This window comes from Paenibacillus sp. FSL R7-0128 (assembly GCF_038002245.1).
Classification (GTDB): Bacteria; Bacillota; Bacilli; order Paenibacillales; family Paenibacillaceae; genus Paenibacillus_AQ; species Paenibacillus_AQ silagei.
The window spans coordinates 5,819,775-5,835,790 of record NZ_JBBOCD010000001.1 but is presented as its reverse complement, the minus strand read 5'-3'; the positions used below and the strand labels follow the sequence as shown (position 1 = coordinate 5,835,790).

13 protein-coding genes are annotated in these 16,016 nt (G+C 52.2%); 9 read left to right on the top strand and 4 right to left on the bottom strand.

The features are described from left to right. Positions 1–177 precede the first annotated feature (177 nt). The gene (leuS, locus tag NST26_RS24590) at positions 178–2,607 is read left to right on the top strand and encodes a leucine--tRNA ligase (RefSeq protein WP_036732290.1); all 2,430 of its coding nucleotides are present in this window, start codon (positions 178–180) and stop codon (positions 2,605–2,607) included. A gap of 130 nt (positions 2,608–2,737) precedes the next feature. Here the strand turns inward: leuS and comER are convergent, their stop codons facing one another. Then, a complete protein-coding gene (gene comER / locus NST26_RS24585) occupies positions 2,738–3,589 on the bottom strand; it encodes a late competence protein ComER (protein ID WP_340979988.1) in 852 nt (283 codons plus the stop codon). A gap of 138 nt (positions 3,590–3,727) precedes the next feature. Between comER and NST26_RS24580 the strand changes: the two genes are divergently transcribed. The 3 genes from NST26_RS24580 to NST26_RS24570 all read left to right on the top strand — a co-directional run bounded on the left by NST26_RS24580 (position 3,728) and on the right by NST26_RS24570 (position 8,705). Further along, positions 3,728–4,600, top strand: a complete 873-nt coding sequence (locus NST26_RS24580) for a ComEA family DNA-binding protein (protein WP_340979986.1) — start codon at positions 3,728–3,730, stop codon at positions 4,598–4,600. A gap of 628 nt (positions 4,601–5,228) precedes the next feature. Continuing rightward, positions 5,229–5,747, top strand: a complete 519-nt coding sequence (locus NST26_RS24575) for a deoxycytidylate deaminase (RefSeq protein ID WP_076082103.1) — start codon at positions 5,229–5,231, stop codon at positions 5,745–5,747. Positions 5,748–5,906: 159 nt separating this feature from the next. Further along, positions 5,907–8,705, top strand: a complete 2,799-nt coding sequence (locus NST26_RS24570) for a ComEC/Rec2 family competence protein (protein WP_340979984.1) — start codon at positions 5,907–5,909, stop codon at positions 8,703–8,705. A 176-nt stretch (positions 8,706–8,881) separates the two neighbouring features. On the opposite strand, the gene NST26_RS24565 is transcribed toward NST26_RS24570, so the two are convergent. Next, a complete protein-coding gene (locus NST26_RS24565; protein ID WP_036732284.1) occupies positions 8,882–9,463 on the bottom strand; it encodes a hypothetical protein in 582 nt (193 codons plus the stop codon). 253 nt (positions 9,464–9,716) lie between these two features. On the opposite strand from NST26_RS24565, the gene NST26_RS24560 reads away from it, so the two are divergent. The 5 genes from NST26_RS24560 (at position 9,717) to NST26_RS24540 (ending at position 13,784) form a co-directional block, all read left to right on the top strand. Next, a complete protein-coding gene (locus tag NST26_RS24560; protein ID WP_036732281.1) occupies positions 9,717–10,049 on the top strand; it encodes a PASTA domain-containing protein in 333 nt (110 codons plus the stop codon). A 338-nt stretch (positions 10,050–10,387) separates the two neighbouring features. Beyond that, on the top strand, positions 10,388–11,338 hold the full coding sequence (locus NST26_RS24555; protein WP_340979982.1) for a sensor histidine kinase: 951 nt from the start codon (positions 10,388–10,390) through the stop codon (positions 11,336–11,338). Beyond that, positions 11,319–12,020 (top strand): response regulator transcription factor, encoded by a 702-nt coding sequence (locus NST26_RS24550; protein WP_340979980.1) that lies wholly within the window; start codon positions 11,319–11,321, stop codon positions 12,018–12,020. Before NST26_RS24555 ends, NST26_RS24550 begins: the two co-directional genes overlap by 20 nt. A gap of 80 nt (positions 12,021–12,100) precedes the next feature. After that, positions 12,101–13,027, top strand: a complete 927-nt coding sequence (locus tag NST26_RS24545) for an ABC transporter ATP-binding protein (RefSeq protein ID WP_340979978.1) — start codon at positions 12,101–12,103, stop codon at positions 13,025–13,027. Next, positions 13,020–13,784, top strand: a complete 765-nt coding sequence (locus NST26_RS24540) for an ABC transporter permease (protein WP_340979976.1) — start codon at positions 13,020–13,022, stop codon at positions 13,782–13,784. The genes NST26_RS24545 and NST26_RS24540 overlap by 8 nt, the downstream gene beginning before the upstream one ends. A gap of 22 nt (positions 13,785–13,806) precedes the next feature. Here the strand turns inward: NST26_RS24540 and NST26_RS24535 are convergent, their stop codons facing one another. Together NST26_RS24535 and nrdF are read right to left on the bottom strand one after the other, a co-directional pair. Further along, complete coding sequence (locus NST26_RS24535) at positions 13,807–14,586, bottom strand: alpha/beta fold hydrolase (protein ID WP_340979975.1); 780 nt, start codon at positions 14,584–14,586, stop codon at positions 13,807–13,809. A gap of 447 nt (positions 14,587–15,033) precedes the next feature. Then, positions 15,034–15,993, bottom strand: a complete 960-nt coding sequence (nrdF, locus tag NST26_RS24530; RefSeq protein WP_339311144.1) for a class 1b ribonucleoside-diphosphate reductase subunit beta — start codon at positions 15,991–15,993, stop codon at positions 15,034–15,036. Positions 15,994–16,016 lie beyond the last annotated feature (23 nt).

The following is a 16,016-nucleotide window of genomic DNA, read 5'->3' as shown; positions in this document are numbered from 1 at the left end:
AGCTGTAGCAACGTTAGTGGCCGCCTTTATACTCGGATTTCTACCTTGAAGCTTATAATCAGAAATCCGAGTATAACAGCGGGCGGAAGCCCAAAACTTTCTGCAGTGACCCTTATTTACAGTATTTTTTTACAATAGAGTTACCTAATACAGCAACACTCCAAGGAGGAGCACAAGATGAGCGACAATATTGGATACCGCGCCCAGACCATCGAGCCGAAATGGCAGAAATTCTGGGACGAGAACAAGACCTTTAAGACAAGTGAAGAATCAGGCAAGCCGAAATTCTACGCCCTGGATATGTTCCCGTATCCTTCCGGCGCAGGACTGCACGTAGGCCACCCGGAAGGCTATACCGCCACCGACATCGTGTCCCGCTTCAAACGGATGCGCGGCTACAACGTGCTGCACCCGATGGGCTGGGATGCCTTCGGACTTCCGGCAGAGCAGTATGCAATGGATACCGGCCAGCATCCGCGTGACATTACCTTCAAGAACATTGACAATTTCCGCCGCCAGATCAAGTCGCTGGGCTTCTCCTACGACTGGGACCGCGAGATCAGTACGACAGATCCGGGGTACTACAAGTGGACGCAGTGGATTTTCATCCAGCTGTACAATCGTGGACTGGCTTATGTGGCCGAAGTATCGGTGAACTGGTGCGAGGCGCTGGGAACCGTTCTGGCGAATGAAGAAGTCATCGACGGCAAAAGCGAGCGCGGCGGCCATCCCGTGGTCCGCAGACCGATGCGCCAGTGGATTCTGAAGATTACCGAATACGCCGACCGCCTGCTGGAGGATCTGGAGGAGCTGGACTGGGAAGAGAGTATCAAGGATATGCAGCGCAACTGGATTGGCAAATCGACCGGTGCTGAGGTGACCTTTGCGATTGAGGGGCATGAGGCTGTGCTTGAAGTGTTCACTACCCGTCCCGATACCCTGTTCGGAGCAAGCTATTGCGTACTGGCACCGGAGCATAAGCTGGTGGATGCCATCACCACGGATGAGCAGAAGGCAGCCGTTGCCGAATACCGCGACAAGGCTTCCCGCAAGAGCGATCTGGAACGCACGGACCTGGCTAAGGAGAAAAGCGGTGTATTCACCGGCGCGTATGCGATTAATCCGGTGAACGGTGCGCAGGTGCCGATCTGGATTGCCGACTACGTGCTGGCCGGCTACGGAACCGGAGCAATTATGGCCGTTCCGGGCCATGATGCCCGCGACTGGGAATTCGCCAAGCAGTTCGGCCTGAACATCATCGAAGTGGTGCAGGGCGGCAATATCGAAGAAGAAGCCTACTCCGGCGACGGTCCGCATGTCAATTCGGGATTCCTCGACGGTCTGTCTAATACTGAAGCGATGGCTCAGATGATCGCCTGGCTGGAAGAGAAGGGCAGCGGTAAGGGCAAAGTAACCTACCGCCTGCGCGATTGGCTGTTCAGCCGCCAGCGTTACTGGGGCGAGCCGATTCCGATTCTGCACCTGGAAGACGGCACGATGAAGACAGTGCCTGTGGATCAGCTGCCGCTGGTTCTGCCGGATGTGGATGCTATCAAGCCTTCGGGCACCGGGGAATCTCCGCTGGCGAATGTGACCGAGTGGGTCGAGACGGTTGATCCCGAGACCGGCATGAAAGCCCGCCGCGAGACCAACACCATGCCGCAATGGGCCGGCAGCTGCTGGTACTACCTGCGTTATATCGATCCGCACAACGACCAGGAGCTGTGTTCACCGGAGAAGCAGAAGGAATGGCTGCCGGTTGACCTGTACATCGGCGGAGCCGAGCATGCGGTGCTTCACCTGCTGTATGCCCGCTTCTGGCACAAGGTACTCTATGATATCGGCGTAGTCGATACCAAGGAGCCGTTCCACAAGCTGGTCAACCAGGGAATGATCCTGGGGAACAACAACGAGAAGATGAGTAAATCGCGCGGTAATGTCATTAACCCGGATGAGATCGTGGAAGCTTACGGGGCAGATACCCTGCGCGTCTATGAGATGTTCATGGGGCCGCTGGAGGCCACCAAGCCTTGGAACGAGAAGGGTGTAGAAGGCATTCATCGCTTCCTCTCCCGCGTATGGCGCCTGTTCGTGAATGAAGACGGCAGCCTCAGCGCGAAGATTACAGAGGGCGGGGGTACGGATGAATTCAAACGCACCTGGCACAAGACACTGAAGAAGGTCACGGAGGATTTCGAGCTGCTGCGCTTCAATACGGCGATCAGCCAGTTGATGATCTTCATCAATGATGCCTACAAGCAGGAGAGCCTGTCCAAGGAAGCAGCTGAACATTTCGTGCAGATGCTGTCCCCGCTGGCACCGCATATTGCCGAAGAGCTGTGGGAGCTGCTTGGACATGAAGGAAGCATCAGCTATGTCGCCTGGCCGGCCTATGATGAAGCCTTGACCGTAGATGCTGAGGTTGAGATTGTAGTGCAGGTCAATGGTAAAATCGTCCAGCGCGCACTGATTCCGGCGGATATGGGCCAGCAGGAAATGCAGGACCACGCCCTGGCCCTGCCGAATGTGAAGGCGGCCGTCGAAGGCAAAACCGTACGCAAAATCATTGCCGTTCCCGGCAAGCTGGTAAATATCGTAGTGGGTTAAGCGAAGAACGCAATTCTGCCCGCAGCAACGGAGGTTTCCGTGCTGCGGGCTTTCTTGGTTTCGGGCGGCCTGTGAAGCGTGACGACTGCCAGAATGGGAAGGGACAGGGCCAGGCAGGGGGCAGGATGGCTTAACGGTCTAAGCGGCTCTGGGCGATGCTGCCGAGGCCGAACAGCTCGTCGAGCTTTTCCACATCCTCATCATACTTGTCATGTGTGGTGGTAATCAGCCGTTCAAACACCCCTTCAAGACTCGTCTGCAGATGGTTCAGCGCTTGGGCGGTAATGCCTCCACGGACGGCTACCCGTTCCTGCAGCTCCTGCGGGGTGAACGAGCCTTCGGTCAGCAGCTGGCCCGTACCCAGCAGCATCTCACCCGCCAGCCGGGTGACCAGGGCTTCATCGATGCCGGTTGCTTCTACAGCCGCTTCAATCCACCGCTCCAGGAAATAGCTCAGAAAGGCCGGACCGCAGCTGGAGAAATCCGAGGCAATCCGCGTATGATTCTCAGGAATTTCCTCAGGAACACCAATGCAGGAGAATAACTGGAGCAGCAGCAGCCTGTCTTTTTTATTTAATCGGCTACCGAAGATGCACAGCGAGCTCCCGCCTCGGACGGAATGGGTGATGCTGGGAATGATTTTGGCAACCTTGGAGGGCAGGGCCGATTCCAGATGGTAGAGCTGCACAGGGCTTGTAATCGATACAACGATCTGGTCGCTGCGCAGATAAGGGGCGATCTCATCGGTTACCCGCTTGAACTGCAAAGGCTTGACACACAGGAACACCAGGTCGCTCTCCGAGGCGGCTTCGATGTTGCCGGAGCATATCGTAATTCCGGGATGAAGCTTCTTCAGCTCCATCAGCCTGCCCGGGCTGCGGTTGCTGGCCATCACATCGCATGGCTCAAAGGCTCCCGACCGAAGGAAGGTGTCGATCAGCAGACTTCCCATGCTGCCTGTTCCGATAAATCCCACTTTCATCCTGTGGTACCTCCTTTCTTATGCTGCTGGCTTACAGTGATACTCTTCGTTATATGTATGCAGGCCAGACTTGGACACATGACAGGTATTCATCACAGTTTTGAATAAAATTCCAATTTATTGAGGGAGGACAACCTGATGGATAAAAGATTGATCATCTGCGCCATTACCGCCGCGCTGCTGGGCGGCGGCCTGGTATGGGCCGCAGACCATAGAGCACAGGACGCCGGCATTGCCGGATGGTCTACACTGAACGCCGGAATGGCGCAGGCGCTGGGTGTAGCGGCTGAAGGTGAGGGTGGCAGCGCAGGCGCCGGGGCTAATGGCGGGAGTACGGTTGGTGCAGCAGGGAGCAGAGCGGAAGATGGCGAGGTATCGGGTGGCGGTACGGCGGGGAGTGGAGTAACTGGAGGGAGTGCGGCGGGGGACGGGGCAGTTGGCTGGAGTGTTGCAGGTGCGGCGGGTAGTGGAGAGGCAGGTGGCGAGATAGCTGGTGGCGGTATGGCGGGTAGTGGAGTAACTGGCAACGCAGTCACGGGTGGTGCAACAGTGGACACAGGAGCTGGCGGGAGTGTAATTGGTAATGGAGTTGCTGGCGCGAATGTTGGAGGCGAGGCGGGTAGCGGAGTTGTTGGCGGTGCGGCCACCGGTGATGGAACAGATGGCGCTGGAGCGGCGAGTGCCGGGATAGCGGGTGCGGGTGCGGCGGACTCAGGAGGACCCGGAGGAGCGGCGGGAAGCGGCGGTGCAAGTGGAACGGCGGCTGCAACAGCTGGAACTGGTGGAGCCGCTGGCACTGCAGCCCCGGCAGCGGCTGACGGCCGGATCAATGTGAATACAGCCGATGCCAAAGCCCTCATGGACCTGCCGGGCATCGGGGAGAAGAAAGCACAGGCGATTATCGACTACCGCACCAGTAAAGGTGCCTTCCGCAGCGTGAAGGAATTGGGCAAGGTGAAGGGCATCGGCCCCAAGCTGCTGGAGAAGCTGAAGCCGCTGGTAGCATTTTAGGCCGCCGTCCCGAATGTCTCCGTCTCCGAACAACCCGTCTGTCGGGGAAGCAGTTGGATTTCCTCCACTTAATAAATCTTAAATGCTACCTTGACGAACAGTAAGTGGATTTAGGGCATCTAAATTAGCCTGAATGCGCTGAATCAGCGATTTGTAACGAATTAAGTGTCGTTTTTCCAACTACTAGCTTACAATCGGCGCTTTTACCAGTAACAGTTGTAGTTTTTCCACTTAGCGGGCTCCATACTCTGAGCATGGACAGAGGCACAGTAAGCTGCAATTGCACTCAGTACATTAGATTAGCTCGAAAACCGCCTGAAAACTGAATCTGCTGCACTTCGTACATTAGAATTTTGCAAAAGAGGTTTTTTGGAGACTAAATGAAAGAATCAATTGTATGAAGTGCAGCAGAACGTTACTTAGGCGCTGAGAATGCTATTTCTACTGTATGAAGTGCAATCACACCCCTCTCTCGGATGAACAAATGAGGTGTAGAAGTGGGCGGGCGGGAGATCTAAGCGAGAGATAGGCGAAATGTGTGTTGTTGCGTACTATCAATATCCTAGTGAAAACGCAGCCAGGTATGCTACAATAATGAACAACTATTTAGAGAAAGTGGAGATTGCTGATGACTGTGGCTTACCGCAAGAACTGGGATACATACTTCATGGATATTGCCTGCATGGTCTCCACCCGTTCGCGCTGTCCCCGCCGCCATGTCGGCGCGGTGCTGGTGCAGGGGAAGAAGCTGCTGGGTACGGCCTATAACGGTGCGCCGATGGGCGTTCCTGACTGCTCGGAAGCAGGCTGCATGGTCTCTGAGCAATACGAGCGTGAGATGATAGACGGTGTAGAGACAATGGTCAAAAAGCAGCGCTGCATCCGTACGATCCATGCCGAGCAGAATCTGCTGCTGTTCACAGACCGGAGCGACCGGGAAGGCAGTACAGTCTATGTGACGGATGAACCCTGCTGGACCTGTGCCAATATGCTGGCTAACAGCGGGATCGTGGAGATTGTCTACCTGCGTCCTTACAAGAAAGACATGGAGAAGGTACAGGCGATGCTCTCCTCCAAAGGCATCGTGTTCCGTCAACTGGAGAACTATGAGCCGCCTAAAGAAACGATGATTTCAGTATCTGAATAAGCAGCACCTACGGATGGGCTGACGGGCTGAACATAGTTGGCTGAACGAGACGCGAAAAGAATAGTGACGGGCTCCAGGGGAAGAACCTCTGTACACGCATTTGTATGCGTATGCAGGGGTTCTTTGGTGTCTAGTGCTAATTAGGAAGGAGAGATGATCATGAACAGGAGGCCCCTCTTAAGCTTCACGGTTTGCTGGGTGGCGGGAAGTGCCGCAGGTTGTTTGTTCTCTGGCCGCAGTCTGCTATTCTGTCTCGCAGGGCTGCTGTTGCTGCCTGTAGTCTGGGCGGTGAGCGGCGGAATACGCTGGAGGACGGCTGGGGTGTTGGTGACAGCACTGATTGTGGCAGCCTTATACTGGGAATACAGCGAGGTACGCAATGTGAGTCTGCTGCCTAAGGTGTTGGGGCAACCGGTGAGCGAACTGAATGAAGCATATATAACAGCCGCAGGCGTTATCGCTTCTCCGGTGGAGCGGGACGGGGACCGGGTTGATTTTGTCGTGAAGCTGTCCGGGATCAGGCTGCATCAGGGGGAGCTGGCCGCCGCAGCGGGAACGGAAGGCGAAGTGCAGGCCGAAGTGAATCCGGGTGGTACGGCAAAGACAGGCGCAGAGCGTGCGTTGGAGAGGGAGGCTGAAGGTGAACGTGTAACTGTACAAATCAAGCTCCAGGAGGAGAGTGAGATCGCTGAGGCTGCCTTGTGGCAGCGGGGAGACCGGGTGGTCATTGAGGGGGAATTGATACAACCGCAGATAGCGCGCAACTTCGGCGGATTCGACTACCGTGCCTATCTGCTCACCCAAAAGATTCACTGGCTGCTCAAAGGAACGGGAACAGCCAGTGTAACGGTTAACCCCCAAGTCTCGTGGGAGCCGTCCACTATTCTGCGCTGGAATGATAAGGCAAGATCCGTGCTCGGTGCAGAAATGAGCCGCTTATTTCAGGAGCCTCATGCGGGTTATATGAAGGGCCTCGTCATTGGTATCCAAAAGGAACTGGACCCGGAGACCTTCAGACAGTTCTCGCAGCTCGGGCTTACCCATATCCTGGCCATCTCGGGGATGCATGTGGCGGTGTACGTCGGAGTGATCCTTGTTCTCTTGCGCCGCTGCCGCTTAACCAGAGAAACCGCACTGACGGTGACCCTGCTGCTGGTGCCGGTCTATGTGCTGCTGTCCGGGGCCGGACCGTCCGTGATCCGCGCCGGGATCATGAGCATGATTGCCCTGCTGGCGGCAAGACTGGGCATGCTCAAGGATGGACTAAACATTCTGGCTGCATCCGCTCTGATGATGCTGGTCTGGAACCCTTATCTGCTGCTTAGTATCAGTTTTCAGCTGTCTTTTCTGGTGACGGCAGGACTCATGGTGTACACGCCGCTCGCTGCGCCGCTATTCAGGCGGTTACCGGGTTGGCTGGGCAGCAGTCTCTCTGTAACGATTATTGCTCAGCTGGTCTCGTTTCCGCTGACGATTTATTATTTCAACCAATTCTCATTGTTGTCCGTTGCTGCCAATCTGCTGCTGGTTCCCTTCATCACCTTCCTGGTACTGCCCCTGGGAACACTGGCACTGCTCCTTGGGCGGATCTGGAATACAGCAGCACTTTTGCTGGCACAGCTTGCAGAGATACTGAATAATATCACTTTTGCAGCAGTGGAGTGGGTGAACAGATTCACCGCCGGGGTGCTGATCTGGGCATCCCCTTCCTTTCTGTGGATTTGTCTCTACTACGGGCTACTGTACGGTCTCTTACTTGCGTTGAAGCGGAGGACTGAAGCTAGGCTTGTTCCCCAGTTCATGGATGATGAGACCCGTCCGCTGGCGGAACTGGAGAGGCCGGAACCGCCGGGAAACGGCCGGTGGAAGATCGGCAGAAACGCCAATAGCAAAAGTGGAAACACCACCAACCAGCCAGATTTGCTATCCATTGCGAACAGCAGAAGAGCCGCGCTGGCCTTTCAAGCCTATCCGCCGACTGGAGCTACGCGTTGGAGCAATCCCGCAGCGATACTGTGCGCTATAGGCCTGACCATTCTGCTCTATAAGGGCTATAACACTGAGGCTATACGCGACGGCTCCGGTTCCATCAGCTTCCTGGATATAGGTCAGGGGGACAGCAGTCTGATTACCACGCCAGGTGGAAAGCATATCCTGGTGGACGGCGGCGGTACTGTGAGCTTCGGCAACCGGGAGGAATGGCGCATCCGCCGCAGCCCGTTCGAGGTCGGGGCGAAGACGCTGCTGCCGCTCCTGAAGCAGCGGGGTATCCACCGGCTGGACGCTGTTATTCTGACGCATGGCGATCAGGACCATGCCGGAGGGCTCCAGGCGGTGCTGGAAGGGATGCCGGTATCGGCGCTGCTGTTCAACGGAACATTAGCCGACACAGAGCCGTACACCAAGCTGATGACGACCGCATTGGACACGGGTGTCCGGCTGTATCCGGTGCAGCAGGGCATGTCGCTGGCCCCTGACGAGGCCACGCGGCTGAACTTCCTCTGGCCGGAGCCGCGAGCGGCTGGACAGATCCTGCCAGAGGAAGTGGAGGATCAGAACCACGAATCGGTGGTGTTCCGGCTGGAGATGAACGGCCGGAGCTTTCTTTTCACAGGAGATATGGATCAGGCTGCAGAGGAAGCGATCCTGCGGTCCGCAAGGCAATCCGGGATTCGGCAAGGCAGACCCATCGACGTCCTCAAGGTCGCCCATCACGGCAGCAAAACAGCCACCAGCGCTGACTGGCTGGCCTTCTGGAAGCCCGGTGCCGCTGTGATCTCAGCCGGTGTGAACAACCTTTACGGCCATCCGCACGGTGTTGTGTTGGACCGGTTGGCTGACGCAAATACTGAGATCTACCGGACGGATCAGCAGGGGGAGATTCAGTTGAGGGTAGGCAAGGGGGGAATCAACGTACGCCATAAGCTCAATAAGTGTGTAAATAGCCTTAGAGTTTAAACTATACTTCTTTATGCTTGTTTCAACTCCCTTTAGCTATTGAGCAAGTAATTGTATCGAATAAAATTTGGAATACAAAAAACAAGCCCACTCTCCGATATTCAGGAGAGGGGCTTGCAGTCATATTAAAACTTATAAAAATTGAAGCACCGTAATAAACAAACCGCGTTGAGTTTTTAGAATGATATTTGTCCACTAACAATAACTGAACCTGCCGATAAATTAGTTATAAAGAATCTAATATGAGTTGCACCAGCATAATGGGCATAAGCATAGTTAGATGTGTCAGTAAAACTCTGTATAGTTTGTCCATTGTCAGTATTGAAATGTCCATATTGCATAGTTGTTGGACTTGTTTGATTAGTGGAAAAACTCATACTAACAAGAGTAGTGGTAGCTACCGTCCACGGCTGACCATCAGATCTGGAATAAATCATTTTTACGCCTTGTGGAATGGTGTGACTGCTTAAAGGGGTCACGCTTTGTATTGAAAAATCATTTGAAGATTTAACAGCTTTCGAATCAACGGGTAAAATATAAAAATAAATTTTTGTATTATCTTCTGTGTCTACTAGACCTGAATCAACTATTAGGGGTTCTGTGAAAGAGCCTGCATTCTTTACAATTTCATTAACTGCACTTGGAATTTTTTCTTCAGTTAATTTAACAGAGTTATCCTTTGCAAATACCATGTTTGGGAAAACCAGAATTAAAATAATCATTGAAAATAATAAAAGCTTTTTAGAATTAAACCTCAATATAATTCCTCCTTTGTAAATTAAAATTAGTGATTAATCCTGGCGTTTTGTAGTCACTCAATACATAATCATCTAATTTTTACCTAATTAATATATTACATATAATGGAACTTAATTACAATAATAAATAAAAAAATAAATTTATGGTTCATTTTTGAGTGCATATAGGATAAAATATAATAATTAATCCTTTTTAAGGTAATGGAGAGATTTGAGTAAACCTATAAGAACTAAATATTCAAGGAGGTTAAAAATGATTAAAAAGTGGTTACTTTCATCGTTTGAAATTAACTTGAGATTTAGGAGAGTTTATTTGCTAACTACTATTGGAGTTATAGTTATTGCAATTAGTATAGTTTTTGCTTACAGAGAAAATCCAAAAAAATCCAATGTCCCATTCCTAGTAGGGCTTTCTGAGCAAGAAGCCGTAACACTATTAGAAAATCTTAATTTGCGTGTAAACATAAAAGAAGATGCCAATAATTATCTTGTAGAGAATGGAATAGTAACTGGCCAATCTCCTATTGAGAATACTCAAATTGCTAAAAATGAAATTGTAACGATAAGTGTGAAAAATAATAAATAAATTTTTATAATTGGATATGGCGGATTGCCATAACTCCTTAAGTCAACACACTAAAAGAATCACAAGAGTTTATTTAATAATCATCAGGAGGGGGTATTCGCTCTTGAATCCAGAGTACTGTCTTCTATGTACCAATCCGTTTTACCCGATTCTATTAATCTCCAGAACTCAGCACATCAATACCGTTTAGATCGGAGATATTATTTTATTTGTTTATGAGTTAGCGCTGGGATGATGAAGGCCATTGAAATAAGCTACGCTACCCCAAATAGTTTGGGTATAAGCGTAGCTTTTTGTGTTACTATTAAGCCTCTCTCAATCGTATATAATAAAACCATATGAGAGGAGTTGATCGTATCCTTATTGTTCTGGCAGGACTCCTGCTGCTGCTGCTGATTGCCCAGACTGTGTACCTGCTGAACTACCGGAGACAGGTTGGTCAGATTAGCAGCCAGCTGTCTTTTATTATGGAGCATGAGTCCCGTAAGCTGGTAGCGACCCAGTTGAAGCCAAGGGAGATCGGCAGGCTGGTGCGGGAGTGCAATAACCTGTTACGCCGCCAGCAAGCGATGGGAGAACAGTTCAGCCGCAAAAATCAGGAGATGAATCTGGCGATTACCAGTCTGTCGCATGATATCCGCACGCCGCTCACTTCACTGGATGGTTACCTTCAGCTGGCGCTTCAGACAGAGGCGGAGCAGGAGAAGGGGCGGTACGTAGCGCTTGCCCAGTCGAGAATACAGCAGATTATTAAGCTGGTAGAGGAACTGTTCCTCTATACCAAGCTGCAGAATCCCGAATATGAATTGAAGCTACAGGCGGTTGATGTGGCGGAGGTGCTGAAGCGGAACCTGTTCACGTTCTTTGATGATTTTACCCGGTCCGGGAATGAGCCTGAGCTTCGGCTGCCGGAGCGTTCTCCGCGGGTGATGGGGGATATCCATGCGCTGGAACGAATCTTTACCAATATCATCGGCAACTATTTCATCCACGGCGAAGGCCCGTTGACCGTAGAGGTTGAAGACAGGCAGGAGATGCTGTGTATACGCTTCACTAATCGGCTTAAGCCAGGTAGCAGTGTGGATACGGCGAAGATCTTTACCCGCTTTTACAGAGAAGATCCGTCGCGTACCCGGCATTCCTCAGGTCTTGGACTCTCGATTGTGAAGTCGCTGATGGAGAAAATGAACGGCGACGCATCAGCCAATTCCGCCAGTGGTATCTTCAGCATTGATATCGAATTCGCAAAAGCGGGAAAGGAGCACCCCCATGGGCATCCCTCTCAATAGTAACAGCAAAAGAATTCTCATCGTTGAGGATGACGAGCATATTAACGCAATTCTGCATGACGGGCTTACCGCCGCAGGCTTTCAGTGTACCCGGGCCTATTCGGGCAGTGAAGGGATGCTGAATCTGGCAGAGCAGGAGTACCACCTCATTGTCCTGGACCTGATGCTGCCCGGATTGTCCGGCGAGGCATTTATGCACCGTTTGCGTGAGGAGCTGAAGTCCCGGATTCCGGTTATTGTCCTCTCGGCAAAGGATCAGCTGGATCATAAGCTGGATCTGTTCACGCTGGGCGCTGATGATTATGTGACCAAGCCCTTTGAGCTGGAGGAGCTGATTGCCCGCATCCATGTCCATATCCAGCGGACAGCTGCTGGTGAGCCGGTGAAGGAGTTCAGGCATAAAAATCTGGTACTGGACTGCACGGCCTACAGTGTCAGAATTCATGGCAGCGTGCTTGCTCTGACCCGCCAGGAATACCGGATTGTCGAGCTGCTGGTCAGGAATCCCTCACGCGTGTTCACGAAGCAGGATCTCTATGAGCTGGCCTGGGAGGAGATCTATCTGGGCGAGGACAAGACGATAACGGTACATGTCAGCAATATCCGCAATAAAATCAAAGCGCACGACAGCGAAGCCTATATCGATACGGTCTGGGGCATCGGCTTCCGGCTGAGTCCATGATGAACTTTGAACTTTCTTAACCTTTTGTTGGCGAACTATTAGTCTTCATCCTGTTAACTTAGGGTAAGGAGGTGCCAGACATGACAGATTGCATCATTGAACTATGCGGAGTGACCAAGATGTACCGATCGAAAACAGCGGTGAGGAATGCCAATCTCAAAATCTACAGAGGAGAGATTGTCGGCATCATCGGCAAGAACGGTGCGGGCAAATCCACGCTGCTCAAAATGATCAGCGGACACGTATATCCGACCTCGGGAGAGCTGCATTTTTTCAACCGTGCGGCGGCGGGGGACCAGTCTTTTTTCGAGCGGATGGGGGTACTGATTGAGCAGCCCGGGTTATATCCGAACATCTCGGCCTATGAGAACCTGAAGCTGCTCGCCATCGCATATGGTCTAAGTGACAGGGAGACCACGATAGAGAAATTGCTGAGGCTCGTAGGACTGGACCCTAAGAATACCGCCAAAGTTAAAAGCTATTCCATGGGCATGAAGCAGCGGCTGGGAATCGCGGTGGCCTTGCTTGGAAGTCCCGATGTGCTGATTCTGGATGAGCCGATTAACGGGCTTGATCCGCAAGGGATTGTAGAGATTAGGGAGCTCATTCTGGAGCTGAACGCAACGGGTCTGACGATTCTGATCTCCAGCCACATTCTGGAGGAGCTCTCCAAAATCGCCACCAAGTATGCCATTATCCATCAGGGGGAATTCGCCGAGGTAATCTCCAAGGAAGAATTACAGCAGCGCTGTGAGGAACGGATCGAGATTAGCGTGGAGGCAGCCCGGGAGGCTCTCCCGGTGCTGGAGCGCGAGCTGAAGATTACACAATATAAAGTGGTGGACAGCCGTACGGTGTATGTATACGACGAGCATATCCGCATCCGGCAGATCGTCCAGGAGCTGGCGCAGCATGGGATAATGGTAGATTCCATCTCAAGACATAAGCAGAGCCTGGAGCAGTATTTCCTGGAACGCACGGAAAGTGCAGGTGAACGCCATGATTAACCTGTTGCGGATGGACCTGTACCGCTTCACGCGAAACAAGATTATGTACTTGTTGCTGCTTTTGTTCTGTGCCTTTCAGATCTTCGGCATCTATATGATGAAGCAATACGCGCAGCCTGTGGAGGAAGGCGGTGTTCGGATCGGAAATTTAACGGAGATAGACTTCATCCAGTACACGATCTCACAGCCGCCTTCCTGGATGCTGATCTATATCGCCGTGTTCACGATTTATTTCTATATGAGCGAATGGAATTCCGGCTTCCACAAGAATTATATCTCCATGAGACAGGCAAGAATCCACTCCGTCTTCTCCAAAATGGCGATTCTCGCCCTATTCGTGGCAATGCTGTTCCTGACGATGTTAATTGCGGATGGGATCGGGAGAAGGATGTTCTTTGACCAGACGGATATGGGAGATCCAGGCACACTCATTATTCTGCTGGCCAGCCAATTCCTGCTGCACTGGGCGTTCTCACTGCTTGTTCTCTGCATTGCTATGATGACTAAGAACCTGCTCATCAGCTTGAGCGCCGGCTTCGTTCTGGCCCTGAATGTGATCGGGATGGTACTGGGGGCGCTGGAGAATCAGTTCACAGGCACTCATCTGACGCAATATCTGCTGATCAACACGCTCGTACGGGTCAAGGATCTAGGCAGCACGGCTGACCTGATTCATACATTCGGAGTAGCGGTTGCAGCGATTCTAATACTAAGTTATCTTGCTGTCCGCTACAAAATCAGGGAGGATCTGAACTAGCGTCATTTCGCGCCTGAGGGAATCAGATTCTTCTGCATTCCCCGGGCAGCTCCCCGCCCTGAATCCAGGCCTCGACCAGCTTATTGAACAGCTCCGGCTGCGCCAGAGAGAGGCCATGTCCAATCTTGGGAATCACCACGCCCATGCAGCGGGGATTTGCGGCAACCAGATCCCGGGCGGATTGCTTCATGACAGATTTCTCACGTTCACCTACAGTAACCAGTATCTTGCCTGTGGCCTCACTGAACCCGGCTGGAATGCGGAATGACATATTCTCTTCCAGCACCCGGATCAGCGTCTTCAGCTCCATCTGCCGGCTCTCTTCAACATACCGTTCCAGGTACTCCTCGCCCAGATAGAGCGTCTTAGCCTGTAGCTTCGCGAACCATCTGTACTTAATCAGCGGAAAAGACACTCTGACCGCCGGCCCGATCAGTCTGCTGGCGGAGGGAATCGGCCGCACTAACGCGCTGTTGATGATGGCATAATCGATTAGCTCCCGTCTTAACCCCAGCATCTGAACCAACACCTGTGCGCCCAGCGAGAAGCCGGTGACAACGATCTTTCGCCCCTGAGCCCGCTCCTCAATGAGCAACAGAAGCTCCTCCGCACTGCTGCGGATCGTGAACTCCGTATCCTCCCGGCTGAACCCGTGCCCCGGCAGGTCCGGGACCAGACAATGATACCCGGCGAACGCCGCCACCTGCTTCTCCCACATCCACCCGCTCACACCCCCGCCATGCAGGAAGACCATCAGACAATCCCCATTTGGGTCTCCGTACTCCTGAATATGTATAGCCAACACCTCATTCTTGTAAAAATAACCATCCCTACTCCTACGTTCCAGTAACGATATGGTCTCATAAGTAGAACCGGCTTTGCCTTCCTTTTCGGGATGGTACCGTTTCAGTGAAAAGTGAAGCTTGGGTTTCGATGATTTATTCAGAACCTTTGAGGGAACTGAAAAGGTGTATCACAAAAAAAAGCCCCGGCAGCTTGTCCAAGCGACCGGGTGCTTATTCTACATACCATCAAATAGATTGAACTTGTAATATACAAATTAAGGGATGAATGGCGGAAGGGAATTTTGGAACTGTAGGAGCGATAGCGTCCGCCTTTGTATACGGATTTCTACCGCGAACAGCGGTCTAATCAAGGAAATCTGTATACAACAGCGGCCGGAAGTCCAAACATTCTCTGGAGTCATGACTATCCCAAGATAAAGATACTGCAAGTTCAATCTACCCACTCAAAACTTAAAATCCTCATCCCGCAAAGGCTCCACATTCATCGCCCGCACATATCCGTTCCCCTTCTTCGAGAAGAAGTCATGCTGCTTCGTGTGGGTGCTGATTCCGTTCTGGACGATCGGGTTAATCTCTTCCTCATCGAACAGCGGATCATGGCCGAGGTTCATCATCGCCTTGTTGGCATTGTAGCGCAGGAAGGTCTTCACTTCCTCCACCAGACCGATCGGTGCGTAGATCTGCTCGGTGTATTGCTCCTCGTTCGCGTGGAGCAGACGAAGCAGGCCAACCAGGGTCTCGTAGACATCGCTCTGGTCTTCTTCGGACAGCTCCTCAAAAATCTCCTGGGCCAGCACGCCGACATAGACGCCGTGGATGCTCTCATCACGCAGGATCAGGTCGATGATCTCGCCGCTGCAGGTCATTTTGCCTTGTCCGGCCAGATAGAGCGGGTAGAAGAAGCCGCTATAGAACAGGTAGCTCTCCAGCAGAACCGATGCGGACATCGCCAGATAGAGGTCTTTCTTGGTCTCAATCTTTTGATAATACTCCGAGATCGTCTGGGCCTTGAACTGCAGGAACGTATTGTCCTCCACCCAGCGGAAAATCCCGTCAATCTGCTCGGTGGAAGCCAGTGTGGTGAAAATGCTGCTGTACGACTTCGCATGAATCTGCTCCATCATGCCCATGAAGCCGAGGACCGCCTTGCGCTGCAAGCCGTCCACATGCTCCATAATCTGTGGCATCCCTACACCGCCCTGGATCGTATCCAGCAGGGTCAGTCCGCCCAGCACCTTCATATAAGAGTCCTTTTCAATCTCACTCAGCGTGAGCCAGGACATTTTGTCATCGGATAATGGAATTTCGTCGTCGGTCCAGAACTGCATAATATTCTGGTTCCAGAACATCAGCGAGAAATCGTCGTCGGGACGGTTCCAGTTCACGGCTTGGATTGCGCTCATAATCGTATATTCTCCCTTTCTGT